At 70.3% G+C, this 12,984-nt stretch carries 13 protein-coding genes; 6 read left to right on the top strand and 7 right to left on the bottom strand.

The genetic code is table 11. The features are described 5' to 3' along the window. Positions 1 to 54: 54 nt before the first annotated feature. Positions 55 to 891, bottom strand: coding sequence for an AraC family transcriptional regulator (locus HWX00_RS02680; protein WP_059557657.1), 837 nt, complete (start codon positions 889 to 891; stop codon positions 55 to 57). A gap of 103 nt (positions 892 to 994) precedes the next feature. Here HWX00_RS02680 and HWX00_RS02675 point away from each other — a divergent pair, with 103 nt between their 5' ends. The 5 genes from HWX00_RS02675 to HWX00_RS02655 all read left to right on the top strand — a co-directional run bounded on the left by HWX00_RS02675 (position 995) and on the right by HWX00_RS02655 (position 6,714). Continuing rightward, positions 995 to 2,494, top strand: a complete 1,500-nt coding sequence (locus HWX00_RS02675; RefSeq protein ID WP_175868086.1) for an efflux transporter outer membrane subunit — start codon at positions 995 to 997, stop codon at positions 2,492 to 2,494. A gap of 9 nt (positions 2,495 to 2,503) precedes the next feature. Then, complete coding sequence (locus HWX00_RS02670) at positions 2,504 to 3,868, top strand: HlyD/EmrA/EmrK family protein (protein ID WP_083286592.1); 1,365 nt, start codon at positions 2,504 to 2,506, stop codon at positions 3,866 to 3,868. Next, positions 3,865 to 5,403: a DHA2 family efflux MFS transporter permease subunit gene (locus HWX00_RS02665; RefSeq protein WP_069706256.1), complete on the top strand. Its 1,539-nt coding sequence runs from the start codon at positions 3,865 to 3,867 to the stop codon at positions 5,401 to 5,403. The genes HWX00_RS02670 and HWX00_RS02665 overlap by 4 nt, the downstream gene beginning before the upstream one ends. Positions 5,404 to 5,462: 59 nt before the next feature. Next, positions 5,463 to 5,894 (top strand): hypothetical protein, encoded by a 432-nt coding sequence (locus tag HWX00_RS02660; RefSeq protein ID WP_049034540.1) that lies wholly within the window; start codon positions 5,463 to 5,465, stop codon positions 5,892 to 5,894. Positions 5,895 to 5,979: 85 nt separating this feature from the next. Then, on the top strand, positions 5,980 to 6,714 hold the full coding sequence (locus HWX00_RS02655) for an autoinducer binding domain-containing protein (RefSeq protein ID WP_059557651.1): 735 nt from the start codon (positions 5,980 to 5,982) through the stop codon (positions 6,712 to 6,714). On the opposite strand, the gene HWX00_RS02650 is transcribed toward HWX00_RS02655, so the two are convergent. From HWX00_RS02650 to HWX00_RS02625, 6 genes are read right to left on the bottom strand one after another with little or no spacing between them, the layout of a single operon-like run. Beyond that, complete coding sequence (locus tag HWX00_RS02650; RefSeq protein WP_175029063.1) at positions 6,637 to 7,419, bottom strand: glutamine amidotransferase; 783 nt, start codon at positions 7,417 to 7,419, stop codon at positions 6,637 to 6,639. The two genes, HWX00_RS02655 and HWX00_RS02650, sit on opposite strands and share 78 nt — an antisense overlap. A gap of 21 nt (positions 7,420 to 7,440) precedes the next feature. Beyond that, complete coding sequence (locus HWX00_RS02645) at positions 7,441 to 8,085, bottom strand: glutathione S-transferase family protein (RefSeq protein ID WP_034187012.1); 645 nt, start codon at positions 8,083 to 8,085, stop codon at positions 7,441 to 7,443. After that, positions 8,079 to 9,317 carry a cystathionine beta-lyase gene (gene metC / locus HWX00_RS02640; RefSeq protein WP_175029064.1) on the bottom strand — a complete coding sequence of 413 codons (1,239 nt, stop codon included), beginning with the start codon at positions 9,315 to 9,317 and terminating at the stop codon, positions 8,079 to 8,081. Before metC ends, HWX00_RS02645 begins: the two co-directional genes overlap by 7 nt. Further along, the gene (locus tag HWX00_RS02635; protein ID WP_175029065.1) at positions 9,308 to 9,961 is read right to left on the bottom strand and encodes a pyridoxine/pyridoxamine 5'-phosphate oxidase; all 654 of its coding nucleotides are present in this window, start codon (positions 9,959 to 9,961) and stop codon (positions 9,308 to 9,310) included. Before HWX00_RS02635 ends, metC begins: the two co-directional genes overlap by 10 nt. A gap of 8 nt (positions 9,962 to 9,969) precedes the next feature. After that, entirely contained in the window at positions 9,970 to 10,872 is a 903-nt protein-coding gene (locus HWX00_RS02630; protein WP_034186854.1) for an HpcH/HpaI aldolase/citrate lyase family protein, read from the bottom strand. Between the two features lie 49 nt (positions 10,873 to 10,921). Then, positions 10,922 to 12,064, bottom strand: a complete 1,143-nt coding sequence (locus HWX00_RS02625) for an acyl-CoA dehydrogenase family protein (RefSeq protein WP_034186853.1) — start codon at positions 12,062 to 12,064, stop codon at positions 10,922 to 10,924. A 311-nt stretch (positions 12,065 to 12,375) separates the two neighbouring features. On the opposite strand from HWX00_RS02625, the gene HWX00_RS02620 reads away from it, so the two are divergent. Further along, positions 12,376 to 12,969: a GNAT family N-acetyltransferase gene (locus HWX00_RS02620; protein ID WP_175029066.1), complete on the top strand. Its 594-nt coding sequence runs from the start codon at positions 12,376 to 12,378 to the stop codon at positions 12,967 to 12,969. The last annotated feature ends 15 nt before the right edge of the window (positions 12,970 to 12,984 follow it).

Below are 12,984 nucleotides of genomic sequence, written 5' to 3'. Positions count from 1 at the left end.
CCGCGCGCGCAGTACTGGCAGGGGTGATAGGGCGTCGTGCGATTCCGCGCCGCGTTACGGCTGCTTGCGCTTCGCGAAGTAGTGCGCGGGCGAATCGCCGAACGCGCGGCGGAACATCGCGATGAAATTGCTCGGCGTCGCATAGCCGAGCGCGTCGGCGATGTTGGCAACGCTGTCGCCGTTCGCCAGCCGTTCGAGCGCGTGCGTGAGCCGCGCCTGCTGCCGCCACTGCGCGAAGCTCGTGCCGGTTTCCGCGACGAACAGCCGGCTCAGCGTCCGGGCGGACAACCCGGCCCATTCGGCCCACGCGTCCAGCGTGCGGCTGTCGTGCGGCTGCCCGAGGATCGCGTTCGCGATGCGCAGCAACCGCCGGTCGTGCGGCATCGGCAAGTGCAGCGGTTCGTGCGGCGCGCGCCGCATCTCGTCGAGCAGCACGACGCTGATGCGCGCCTGTTCGATGTCGAGCCGGTCCTGGTCGGCCCACGACACCGCGCGCCGCACGAGCGCGCGCATCAGGTCGGTGATCGCGATCACGCACGGTTGATCCGGCATCCGGCGGCTCGCGGCCGGCGCGATCACGACGCTCCAGCCGCTCAACGCACCGCTGATGCTGACCTTGTGCTGCTCGCCCGGCGGAATCCAGCCCGCGCGATGCGGCGGCAGCAGCCACGAACCGTGCGGCGTGCGCACGTGCGCGAAACCGCTTTCCACGCAGAACACCTGGCCGCGCAGATGGCTGTGCCAGTCGACCTCGCGCGTGCCGAGCTGATACGCGTTGCTGCCGTCGTCCTCGCCCCAGACGGCGATCAGCGACGGGCCGTCCGCGCGTTCGCTCGGATCGGCGTCGGCGCGTGGCATGGCACGGGAGGGAGAAGCTTCTCGGATGGGCATGGCCGGAATTCATTATTTTTTGTCTAAACAACATTATCAGCTTTGCCCGGGAGCGTCCAACAATGCGTGTCGTGTTCAAACCCAATCGAAGCAGAGGAATGCGATGCATGCAGCACTTGCTCCCTCGCCACGCGATGCCGTCGCGCTGCGCGCCCTGTCGCGAACGGCCGTTGCCGTGGCGCTCGCCCTGCTCGGCGCCTGCGCGAGCCGCGACGGGCTCGCGCCCGCCGGCACGCTGCGCGGCGCCGATACGCTCGCCGCGTCGCGCAGCCTCGCGCATGCGCCGATCGCCGACTGGCCGGCCGCCGACTGGTGGCTTGCGTTGCACGATGCGCAGCTGGATGCATTGATCGACGAAGCGCTGGCCGGCAATCCCGATCTCGCGACCGCCGATGCGCGTGCGCGCGAGGCGCAGGCGCTGGTGATCGAAGCGCAGGCCGCGCGACTGCCGCACCTCGTCGGCCGCGCGAGCGCGAAGGGCGAACGCACGTCCGGCACGCAGTTTTCGACGGACCAGGGCGGCGGTGTCTTCAGCCACACACGCGAGATCAATCTCGGCCTGAGCTGGGATCTCGATCTGTGGGGCGGCCGCCGGGCGACGTGGGAAGCCGCGCTCGGCGAAGCGCGTGCGGCGCGGATCGATGCGCAGGCCGCGCGCGTGCTGCTGTCCGTCAACGTCGCGCGCGCCTACGTGAATCTCGCCTATGCGTTCGATCAGCAGGATGTCGCGCAGGCCGAATTCGACCGCGCCGACGAAGCGCTGTCGCTGACGCGCCAGCGCGTCACGAAAGGCATCGACAACGTCGCGCAGCAGCGCCAGGCGGAAAGCGAAGTCGCGGCGGCGACGCGCGAGCAGGCCCGCGCGGCGCAGGCGATCGACAGCGCGCGCATCGCGCTCGCGATCCTGCTCGGCGCAGGCCCCGATCGCGGCCTCGCGCTCACGCGGCCCGCGCCGCTGCCGACCGCCGCGCTCGCGGTGCCGGCCGACCTGCCGGCCGCGCTGCTCGGCCGGCGCGCCGACCTCGTCGCCGCGCGCTGGCGCGTGGAGGCCGCGAGCCGCAACGTCGCGGCCGCCCGCGCGGATTTCCTGCCCGACGTCAGTCTCACCGCGCTGATCGGGCTCGCGACGCGCGGCGGCGCATCGCTGTTCCAGGCCGCCTCGCGCACCTACAACGTCAACCCGGCCGTGAGCCTGCCGATCTTCGACGGCGGCGAACGGCGCGGTGTGCTGCGCAAGCGCGACGCGCAATACGACCTCGCGGTCGCCGGCTACAACAAAACGCTGATCGGCGCGATCGGCGAGGTGGCGGACGATCTGCACCGGCTGCGTTCACTCGCCCAGCAGGCCGATGCGCAGCAACGTGCGTTCGACTCCGCCGCCGATGCATGGCGGCTCGCGGACGCGCGCTACCGGGCCGGCGTCGGCAGCTATCTCGATGCGCTCGTCGTGCGCCAGCAGCTGCTGATCGCGAGCCGCGAGGTCGCCGCGCTGCGCGCCCAGCGCGCGGACCAGTCGCTGCAGCTCGTCGCGGCGCTCGGCGGCGGCTTCCGCGCCGAGCCGGACGACGTCGCGCTCGCCGCCACTCCTTCCCACCGTCCTTGACATCGAACCATGAGCAGCGACAACACCTTGCAGACTCCCGCGCGACCGGCAGTCGCCGATTCCGCCAGTGCCCGCCAGCAACCCGCGGCCGACCACACCGGTGCGCCGCGCGCGCCGGGCGCACCGGACGCCCGCGCGCAACCGTCGCCGGGCGGCGCCGCACCGGCGACGCCGCCGCCCGCGCGACGCAAGCACCTCGTGCGCGCGCTCGTCGGGGTGTTCGCGTTCGGCATCGTCGGCTGGGGCATCTGGTACGCGCTCGTCGGCCGCTGGTACGAAGCCACCGACAACGCCTACGCGCAAGGCAACGTCGTCGAGCTGACGCCGCAGGTAACGGGCACCGTCGTGTCGATCGACGCGGACGACGGCAACCTCGTGCGCGCCGGCACGCCGCTCGTCCGTCTCGACGCGAGCGACGCGCAGATCGCGCTCGCGGCCGCGCAGGCCGATCTCGCGGCCACGGTCCGCAAGGTGCGCGGCCTGTACAGCAATGAACGCGGGCTCGCGAACAGCATCGACGGCGCACGCGCCGACCTCGACGCGCGACGTACCGCGCTCGACAAGGCGAAGGCCGATTACCGGCGCCGCGAGGACCTCGGCCGCTCCGGCGCGATCTCGCGCGAGGAGCTTGCGCACGCGCTCGACACGCTGACGTCCGCGCAAAGCGCATATGCCGCCGCGCAAAGCGCGCTCGCCACGTTGAGCGAACAGCACCAGACGAGCAAGGCGCTCGTCGACGATACCGCGGTCGCGTCGCATCCCGATGTCCAGGCCGCGGCCTCGCGGCTGCGCGCCGCGTATCTCGCCCGCGCGCGCACCGATATCGTCGCGCCCGTCACCGGCTATGTCGCGAAACGCACGGTACAGGTCGGGCAGCGCGTGTCGCCCGGCGTGCCGTTGCTTGCGGTCGTGCCGCTGCGCGAGCTGTGGGTCGACGCGAACTTCACCGAGAAGCAGCTCGAACACATGCGGATCGGGCAACCGGTCGAGCTGACGGCCGACCTGTACGGCGACGCGGTGCGCTACACGGGCCGCGTGCAGAGCCTCGGCGTCGGCACCGGCAGCGCGTTCTCGCTGCTGCCCGCGCAGAACGCGACCGGCAACTGGATCAAGATCGTCCAGCGGCTACCGGTGCGCATCGAACTGACGGATCCGGCACAGCTCGACGCGCATCCGTTGCGCATCGGCCTGTCGATGCACGCGCGCGTCGACCAGCACGACCGCAGCGGCGCGATGCTGTCGCGCCGCGAGCAGCGTTCGCCGGTGTTCCGCACCGACGTGTACCGCGACGAACTCGCGCGCGCCGACAGCCTGATCGCCGACGTCGTGCACGCGAACCTGCCGGCGGCGGTACGCACGGAGCGTGCGCAATGAGCGGCCCGATGCCGGCCGCCGATGCCGGTTTTCGTCCGTCGAGCGTCGCGCTGACGACGTTCGGCCTCGCGCTCGCGGTCTTCATGCAGGTGCTCGACGGCACCGTCGCGAACGTGTCGCTGCCGACCATCGCCGGCAACTTCGGCGTGAGCACGACGCAGAGCGCCTGGGTCGTCACGACGTTCTCGGTCAGCAATGCGATCGCGCTGCCGCTGACCGGGTTTCTCGTCAAGCGCGTCGGCCAGGTGAGGCTGTTCGTATGGGCGACGCTGGCGTTTACGTTCGCGTCGCTCTTGTGCGGCCTCGCGCAGAACCTGCCGCAGCTCGTCGCGTTCCGCGCGCTGCAGGGCCTCGTGGCCGGGCCGATGATTCCGACCACGCAAGCGCTGATGTTGTCGATCTACCCGCCGCAGCGGCGCGGCTTCGCGCTGTCGATGATCGCGATGGTCACCGTCGTCGCGCCGATCGCGGGCCCCGTGTTCGGCGGCTGGGTGACGGAACATTACTCGTGGCGCTGGGCGTTCCTGATCAATCTGCCGATCGGCGTGTTCGCCGCGATGTGCGTGTTCGCGCAGATGCGGGCGCGCGTCGAGACGACGGTCGCCGCGCGCGTCGACTACGTCGGGCTGGCCGCGCTCATCGTCGGCGTCGGCGCGCTGCAGATCGTGCTCGACAAGGGCAACGAGGCCGACTGGTTCAACTCGACGTTCATCGTCGTGATGTCGGTGGTCGCCGCGTTCGGGATCGCGCTGTTCCTGATCTGGGAGCTCAACGAACCGAATCCGATCGTGAACCTGCGGCTGTTCGCGCATCGCAACTTCGCGGCCGGCACGCTGACGCTCGTGCTCGCGTACTCGGCCTTCTTCGCGGTCAACGTGATCGTGCCGCAGTGGCTGCAGCGCACGCTCGGCTACACGGCGTTCTGGGCCGGGCTGGCGGTCGCGCCGATGGGCGTGATCCCCGTGCTGATGACGCCGTTCATGGGCAAGTACGCGCCGCGCTTCAACATGCGCGTGCTCGTGTGCTGCGCGTTCGCGATCCTCGGCACGTCGTCGTTCCTGCGCGCGGGCTTCGTGCCCGACATCGACTTCACGCACATCGCGCTGATCCAGCTGCTGCAGGGCCTCGGCCTCGCGCTGTTCATCATGCCGATCAACAGCATCCTGCTGTCCGACCTGAAGCCGGACGAAATCGCCGCGGGCTCCGGCCTGTCGACGTTCCTGCGCACGCTCGGCGCGAGCTTCGCGGTGTCGATCACGTCGTTCCTGTGGGACCGGCGCGCCATCCTGCATCACGCGCAGCTCAGCGAACACCTGAGCGGTTTCGATCCGGCCGTGCGTGCCGAAGTCGCACGGCTCGGCGGCGGCGATCCGCAACGCGCGGCGACGCTGCTCGGCAACCTGGTCGACGCGCAGGCGTACCAGATCTCGTTCAACGACGTGTCGTTCGCGCTCGGCTGCGTGTATCTCGCCGTGATCGCGGTGGTGTGGCTCGCCCGCCCGCCGTTCGGCCCCGGCGCGGCCGCGAAACGATGAAGCGGGCGCTGCGCGGCCCGTTCCGACCCATGCTGTTCAATTCGATGGAGATTGACCCGATGCCTACCTCCCACGCTGGAAACACGCCGCCCGAACTGGCGACGCTCGCCGTGTTCGACGTCACGGAATTTCCGCTCGTCGTCGTGCGCAACGACGCGATCGCATCCGGCGGCTACGCGCAGCGCTGGCTCGACGACATGCACGCGCTGATGCGGCACGGCGAGCCGTTTGTCATGATCTTTCCGCCGGCCCGCCCGGACGAACCGCACGACGACCGCAAGGAACGCGGCATGTGGCTCAAGCAGAACCGTGCCGCGCTTGCCGCGGTCTGCCGCGCGCTCGTGTCGGTCGAACCGGACCCGACCGAGCGCGAAGCGGCCATCGCGAACGCGTCCGGCATCGAAAAGGCGTTCGGGATTCCGTTCGACGTGACGGCTTCGCTCGACGACGCGAAGCACGCGGGTCGGCGACGTCTGACCGAGGCGCTCTAGCGCGGCCCGTTCGCGCGCAACGCCTCGAACCGGTTGCGCAAGTCCGCCTGACTGCAGATTCCAACTAATAAACGGGGTGGCTTGTATGAAAGGACTGGATTGTCTGAAATGGTTGGTACCCGGCGACACGGACGCGTCATGGCAGCGGATGACCGACGCGGCCGCCGGAATGGGATTCGACAAGGTCGTGCTGATCGTGTTGCCGTTTACCGGCGCGTCGTTCGATCTCGCGCGCAAGTGGAGCAGCGGCGTGCCGGGCTGGACGGCGCTGTACCGGCAGCGCCAGTTCGACCGCGTCGACCCGATGCTGCGGCATTGCTTCCGTTCGGCACTGCCGCTCGTATGGGACGACGCGCTGTTCGCGCAGCCCGGGCAGCGGCCGTGCTACGAAGCGGCGGCCGCGTACGGCATGCGCAGCGGCGTCGTGCTGCCCGTGCGCGGCGCGAAAGGGGAGGTCGGCATGCTGTCGTGCGCGAGCGCGGACGATCTTGCCGCCACGCGCGAGCGCTGCGACCGTCACCTCGCGGCGCTGACGCTGCTGCGCGACGTCGCGTGCGAAGCGATCGCCGGCACGCCGTGCCACGCACCGCCCGACAGCGTGCCGCGGCTGAGCCGGCGGGAAGTCGAGTGTCTGCGCTGGCATGCGGCCGGCAAGACGTCGTGGGAAATCGGCCACATCCTGAACGTGACCGAGTCGTGCATCAATTTCCACTTCATGAACATCCGCCGCAAGTTCAACGTGTCACGTCGGCATGAAGCCGTGCTGCGCGCGGTCGAGTGGGGGCTGATCAGTATCTCCGACGTGACGGTGCCGACCTGATGCCGGCGCATCGTCGAGCCAGCGGTCGAGAAACGCGCTGAGCCACGCAGCCGTCGCGCGGTCGTGCCGCCGGCCTTCGCTCGCCTGCGTCGCGAGATCCTGCGCGCCGGGCGCCGCCAGCTTGTGCGCGGCGGCCGTGCTCCAGCGCCGCATCATCGGAAAGCTGACTTCCGGATGGAACTGGACGCCGTACGCGCGCTGCCCGTAGCGCACGGCCTGGTTCTCGAAGTGCTCGCCGGTCGCGAGGATCTCGAGCCCGGCAACGCGCTCGAAGCCCTCGCGATGCCACTGGTACACGTGCGACGGCCATGAACCGAGTCGCCGGCCGGCGTGCGTCGCGGCGATCGGCCAGTAGCCGATTTCCGCGCGCCCGTCGCGGTGCGCCGTCACGCGGCCGCCCAGATGACGGATCATCATCTGCGCGCCGAGGCAAACGCCGAGAAACGGTGCCGACTCGCGCAGCGGCACGCCGATCCAGTCGATCTCGTCGCGGATCCAGCGATCGCCGTCGTTGGCGCTCATCGGGCCGCCGAACACCACGGCGCCCGCATGCCCGGCAAGCGTCGCCGGCAGCGGGTCGCCGAGCGGCGGGCGGCGGATGTCGAGCGGATGGCCGCGCGCGGCCAGCAGCCGCCCGATCCGGCCGGGGCTCGACTGTTCGCGATGCAGTACGATCAGGATCGGACGAAGTGCGGAGTGCGTCATGTCGTGTGGTCGGATAGAAGGTCAGCCCGGCTGGCCGCGCAGCGCGTCGAACGACACCATCACCTGTTCGCGGTAGGCAGGCCGTCGGCACAGGCGGGCGTACCAGGCCTCGACGTGCGGCAACGGCGGCCGCTCGACGTCGAGCGAGAAGTAGCGGAACAGCGTCGCGCCAGCCGGAATGTCGGCCAGGCCCGGCGTCGCACCGCCGAGAAACGGCTGGGTCGACAGCAGCCGGTCGAGCAGCCGGTAATGCGTCGCGCTGCGCGCGGCCTTGTCGAGCACGATCGCGTCGTCGCGCCGCTCCGGCGGCGTTCGCACGAGTGCCCAGAACAGCCCGGTCATCACGTCGGGTTCGAGCGCGGTCTGCGACCAGTCCATCCAGCGCTCCGCGCGCGAACGCGCGTACGTGTCGCGGCACCAGAACGGATTGTTCGGCACGCGCGCGGCGAGATAGCGCAGGATCGTGTGCGACTCCCACACGACGTCGCCGTCCCAGTCGATCACCGGGATCCGGCAGGTCGGATTCAGCGCCGCGAACGCGGGCGTCTGCAGCGTGCCGTGTTCGCCGCCGGCCGCGATATGCCGATACGGCAGGCCCAGCTCGCCGATGAGCCACAGCACCTTCTGCACGTTGAACGACGTGCGGCGCCCCCAGACGGTCAGCATCGCGCGGCATCCTCGCGGGCAGCGGATCGCGCGCATGCCGCATAGCGGTCGAGACCGGCGGCAAGATCCGCGATCAGGTCGTCCGGATCCTCGAGTCCGATGTGCAGGCGCACGCCGCGGCTGCCGGGCGGCCAGCGTTGCGCGAGGCCGTGCGCGTCCAGTTCGAACGGGAGCGCGAGGCTCTCGTAGCCGCCCCACGAATAGCCGAGCCCGAACAGCGCCAGGTGGTCGAGAAACGCGTCGATCGCGTGCGGCGCCGCCGGTTGCAGCACGACCGAGAACAACCCGGACGCGCCACGGAAATCGCGTCGCCACAGTGCGTGCCCGTCGTCGCCGGGCAGCGCCGGATACAGCACGCGCTGCACCTCGGCGCGCGTCGAGAGCCAGGTCGCGACCGCGAGCGCGTTGCGCTGATGCTGCCGCAGCCGCACGCCGAGCGTGCGCAGTCCGCGCAGCGCGAGATACACGTCGTCGGGGCCGGCGCACAGGCCGAGATCGCCATGCAGTTGCTTCAACGCCGGCCATGCGCGTTCGTTGGCCGACACCGTGCCGAGCATGGCGTCCGAGTGCCCGACCAGATATTTGGTGCCCGCCTGGATCGACAGGTCGATACCGAGCGCATGCGGCTGCAAGAAGAGCGGCGTGGCCCAGCTGTTGTCCGCGATGACCCGTGCGCCGTGCGCATGGGCGAGCCGCACGAGTGCGGGGACGTCGTGCATGTCGAACGTGTAGGAGCCGGGCACCTCGACGTACAACGCACGCGTGTTCGACCGGAACGCGGCCGCGACCGGCGTGCTGCCGTCGTACCACGTCGTCTCGACGCCGAGTCGCGCGAGTACGCCTTCGCACGCATGACGCACCGGGCCGTAGACCGATGCGGTCATCAGCAGGTGATCGCCGGGCTTCAGGCACGACAGCAGCGCGAGCGTGCACGCGGACAGGCCCGACGGGCACAGCACCGTACCGGCGCCGCCTTCGAGGCTCGTCACCGCGCGTTCGAGCGCATCCGTCGTCGGCGTGCCGCGGCGGCCGTAGATATACGGCTGCGTGCGGTTCAGCAGATCCGACACCGTCGGGCTGAGCACGGTCGACGCATGGTAGACGGGCGGGTTGACGAAACCGTGCCATGCGGCGCTGTCGCGGCCCGCGTGCGCGAGCCGCGTGTCGTCTTGCAGGCGGTCATGCGGGCCGTCGCGCGGCGGCGACGGCGGTTCGACGGACTTCACGGCCATAGCGCGCACCGCTCCCAATGCTGGCCGGCACGCCGGTAAGCCTGCCGCGCGAAGCGGCGCGCACTGTCGGCCCGCCAGAATTCGGCTTCGTCGGGCGCCAGCGTGTACAGGTGCCAGTCGTCCGACACGAGCGCCGGATCGGCGGCCAGCCGCTCGAGCTGCGCGTCGATCGCGCGCGTCAGGTCGGCCGGATCGTCGAGCCGTTCGCTTTGCCGTCCGGCCAGGATGCTCGCGCGCGATCGTTCGGGGCGGCCCGCGAAATCGGCGCGGCCTTCGGCGGCCGGCAGCCGCTCGACCGGGCCGCTCAGCCGGATCTGGCTCGCGATCGCGGGCCAGTAGAACGTCATCGCCGCGTACGGCCGGTTCGCGAGCTGGCGCCCCTTGGGGCTGCGCGCATTCGCCGCGAAATGCCAGCCGCGCGCGTCGACGTTGAGCAGCACGACGGAGCGTGCATCGGGCCGTCCGTCCGGGTGGACCGTCGACAGCGTCATCACCTGCGGCTCCAGTGCGCCGGCGGTCACGGCTTCGTCGAGCCAGCGTTCGAACTGCGCGTGCGGCGTGTCCGCCCAGTTTTCGGGCGGTACGTGCGGCGCGGCATGCGCGAGGGTTTTCAGCGCCTTCAGGCGCGTTGCGATCGTATCCATGGCGACCCTCATGCGATGCCGAATTGCGTCGCGCGGGCGATCAGCCGATGCGCGGCGAGATAGTCGGGGACTTCCGCGAGGAAACCGTCGACGACGGCGGCCGCCACGCGCCGGCCGCCGGACGCGCGCCGCGCGGTGTCGAACGCGTCGATCACGCGGCGGGCGAGGGCGACTTCGTCGGCCGTCGGCGTCAGCACGCGATTGACGACCGGCACGAACTGCGCGTTGACGATCGCTTTCGCCTGGTACCCGAGGCCGCGCGACACGCGCATGTCGAGTTCCGCGCCTTCGTTGTCGGCATAGCTGTACGGACAATCGATCGCGGTGACGCCGACGGCCGCGCATTCGACGCGAAAACGCGAGCGCACGTAATCGAGCTCGCGGCCCGCACGCGTGCGCTCGGCCCCCATGTCGGCCACCATGTCCTCGGTCGCGACGAGCACCGCCGACACGCGCGGGCTCGACCGCGCGATCGCCATCGTGTTCACGAGGCCGAGCGTCGTCTCGACGTTCGGCACCAGCTCGGTCGAACCGGGTGCGATGTCGTATTCGCGTTCAAAGCGCGTGACGGCGTCGTCGAGCGCGACGACCTGCTCGGGCGTCGCGACGTACGACATCATCACGATGTCCGGACGGCCGCGCATCGCGGCGCGCAGGTCGTCGATGCCGCCCGCATCGAGCGGGTTCACGCGCACGGACGCCAGCGCGCCGGCATCGCGCCAGCCCGCGAGCACGCGCTCGCTCAGTTCGCGCGCGGCCGGGCGCCGGTCGGGCGGCGTAAAGGTTTCGAGTTCCTGGATCAGCACGTCCGCACCGCTCGCGGTGCCGTCAACGAGCGCATCGTGATCGGCGCCGGCGAGAAAGAGCCAGGAGCGGCGCAGGCGGGAAGGGCGTCGGTTCGTCGGTGTCATGCGTGGTTTCCTGTAGGTCGCGTGGTACGCGGGGCGATGGCGCGGGCCGTCAGCCGGCGCGCATCATCTGGTTGAAGATGTTCTTGCGATGCATTTCCTCGGTACCGCCGACGCTCATGAAGCCCAGCGCGTCCGACGCGAACGCGGCCACCGGCCCGGCCTGGTAGCCGAGGCTGCCGTACAGCCGCACGAGGCCGAGCGCGCTGTCGACGAGATCCTGCGCGCCGACCAGCTTCGCGATCGAGCAGGTCATCAGCGCCTGCGGGTGATCCGTCAGCAACTGCGCGAGTGCGCCGCGCGCGAGCCACGTGCCGCGCTCGATGCCGATCTGCAGGTCGACGAGGCGGCGCTGCACGTACTGGTGTGCATCGATCGTGCTGTCGAAGCTGCGTCGTTCGCGGCAGTAGCCGATCGCATCGCGCAGGTACGGCGCCGTCACCTGGGCGGCGACGAGGCCGTAGTAGAGCCGGCCGAGCGAGATGATGTCGATCAGGTTGCCGAGCCCCGCGCCCGGTTCGCCGAGCAGCTGGCCGCGCGTGATCGGGCAATCGTCGAAATGCAGCGCGCCGGTGGGCAGGTCGTCGAGGCCGAGCTTGCGGTCGGGCGCGGCCACCGTCATGCCCGGCTGGTCGCGATCGACGATCACGAGCGCGGTGTTGCGCCGGCCCGGCGTTTCGATGCGCGTGACGACGAGGATGAAACGCGCGAGCGGCGCGTGCGCGATATTGAATTTGCTGCCGGTCAGGCGGTAGCCGTCGCCGTGCTCGGCGAGCGTCGTCGCGATGCTGCGCACGTCGGTGCCGGTGCCCGGTTCGGCGATCGCGGTCGCACTCAGTTCGCCGCGCAGGATCGCGCCGAAATAGCGGTCCTGCTGCGTCGCCGTGCCGTATCGCTCGAGTGCGCGCACCATGCCGGCCTGCGCGATCACCGACAGCAGCAGCGCCGGGCGGCGGATCGACGATGCAAGCCCTTCGAGCGCCGCGGAAAAATGCCACCAGCCGTGACCGTCGCCGCCGTACGTCTCCGGCACGATCATGTCCCACAGTCCTTCGTGCCCGAGCCGCGCCCAGCCGGCTTCGTCGAATCCGGCGGGCGCGCGGCCGTCGTGCGCCGCGGCCGCGGCGATCTCCGCGCCGATGTCGCGAAAGCGCGCCAGCGTCGCGTGCTGTTCCTGCGTCCAGTCAAATGGCATCTGTCGTGTCTCCGGTCGAAGCGGCGCGGCCTGCGACGGCGCGCCAGCGATGCCGACAAGGTTAAGGGGGCACGGACAGCGGAGGTACTGGCAGTAGTGGTAGTTGCCGCGCCAGTGACGGCGATGACACCCGGCACATGGCGCACCGGTTTCGCGTTGCCGGCCCATTGTTTCCGCGCGGCCAACTGTGAAGTCTTCCGCCAGGCATCGATCGGGCGGGCGGCCGTTCCGATAATCGATGCACAAGGTCAGGGCAGGGTACGCGGCGATCCGGTCGCGACACGCCCGACCCGCGGGAAAAGGCGGAGGGCATGATGGATACGATGGCGCCCGAACGGAAGGCCTGCATCACGGCCGGGCAGGACGCGCCGGCGCTCGGCATTCGGCGCATCTGGGGCGCGAAGGACGGAACGCCGATCCTCCTGCGCGCGATCGAGCCCGGCGATCTCGACATCGAACGCGAGCTGGTCGACCGTCTGTCGAGCCGCAGCCGCTACATGCGGTTGATGTCCGCGCGCAAGCCGACCGAAGACGAGTTGATCCGATGGACCCGCATCGATCGCCGGCGGGAAGGCGCGGTGATTGCGACGATCCGCGCCGGCGGCCGCGAGCGGTTGATCGGCGTTGCGCGTTATGCGACGGACGACGGAGCAACCGAGGTCGTCGAATGCGCGATCGTGATCGACGACGTATGGCAGCGGCAAGGGCTCGGCCGTGTGCTGCTGTCGAGCCTGATCGATCTGGCGCGGCGCTCGGGCATGCGGCAGATGGTCGGCACGATGCTGACCGAGAACAGTGCGATGAAAGGCCTTGCGCGTTCCGTCGGCTTCACGCTGTCACGCCAGCCGGGGCGCGCATTCGTGACGGATCTGCGGCTCGACCTGGATACCCGTTGGGGAGCTTGAAGGAGGGCGCTTGCA

It is taken from the genome of Burkholderia seminalis DSM 23518 (assembly GCF_902832885.1).
Lineage (GTDB): Bacteria > Pseudomonadota > Gammaproteobacteria > Burkholderiales > Burkholderiaceae > Burkholderia > Burkholderia seminalis.
Note: the sequence above shows the minus strand (reverse complement) of the source record. Positions and strands in the feature narration are given on the sequence as shown.

Excerpts from the sequence above, each read along its gene's own strand:
- HWX00_RS02650 (WP_175029063.1), bottom strand. The coding sequence starts at position 7,419 with ATGACGCACTCCGCACTTCGTCCGATCCTGATCGTACTGCATCGCGAA.
- HWX00_RS02635 (WP_175029065.1), bottom strand. The coding sequence starts at position 9,961 with ATGGATACGATCGCAACGCGCCTGAAGGCGCTGAAAACCCTCGCGCAT.
- HWX00_RS02675 (WP_175868086.1), top strand. The coding sequence starts at position 995 with ATGCATGCAGCACTTGCTCCCTCGCCACGCGATGCCGTCGCGCTGCGC.
- HWX00_RS02670 (WP_083286592.1), top strand. The coding sequence starts at position 2,504 with ATGAGCAGCGACAACACCTTGCAGACTCCCGCGCGACCGGCAGTCGCC.
- HWX00_RS02665 (WP_069706256.1), top strand. The coding sequence starts at position 3,865 with ATGAGCGGCCCGATGCCGGCCGCCGATGCCGGTTTTCGTCCGTCGAGC.
- HWX00_RS02630 (WP_034186854.1), bottom strand. The coding sequence starts at position 10,872 with ATGACACCGACGAACCGACGCCCTTCCCGCCTGCGCCGCTCCTGGCTC.
- HWX00_RS02645 (WP_034187012.1), bottom strand. The coding sequence starts at position 8,085 with ATGCTGACCGTCTGGGGGCGCCGCACGTCGTTCAACGTGCAGAAGGTG.
- HWX00_RS02620 (WP_175029066.1), top strand. The coding sequence starts at position 12,376 with ATGATGGATACGATGGCGCCCGAACGGAAGGCCTGCATCACGGCCGGG.
- HWX00_RS02655 (WP_059557651.1), top strand. The coding sequence starts at position 5,980 with ATGAAAGGACTGGATTGTCTGAAATGGTTGGTACCCGGCGACACGGAC.
- HWX00_RS02660 (WP_049034540.1), top strand. The coding sequence starts at position 5,463 with ATGCCTACCTCCCACGCTGGAAACACGCCGCCCGAACTGGCGACGCTC.
- HWX00_RS02625 (WP_034186853.1), bottom strand. The coding sequence starts at position 12,064 with ATGCCATTTGACTGGACGCAGGAACAGCACGCGACGCTGGCGCGCTTT.
- metC (WP_175029064.1), bottom strand. The coding sequence starts at position 9,317 with ATGGCCGTGAAGTCCGTCGAACCGCCGTCGCCGCCGCGCGACGGCCCG.
- HWX00_RS02680 (WP_059557657.1), bottom strand. The coding sequence starts at position 891 with ATGCCCATCCGAGAAGCTTCTCCCTCCCGTGCCATGCCACGCGCCGAC.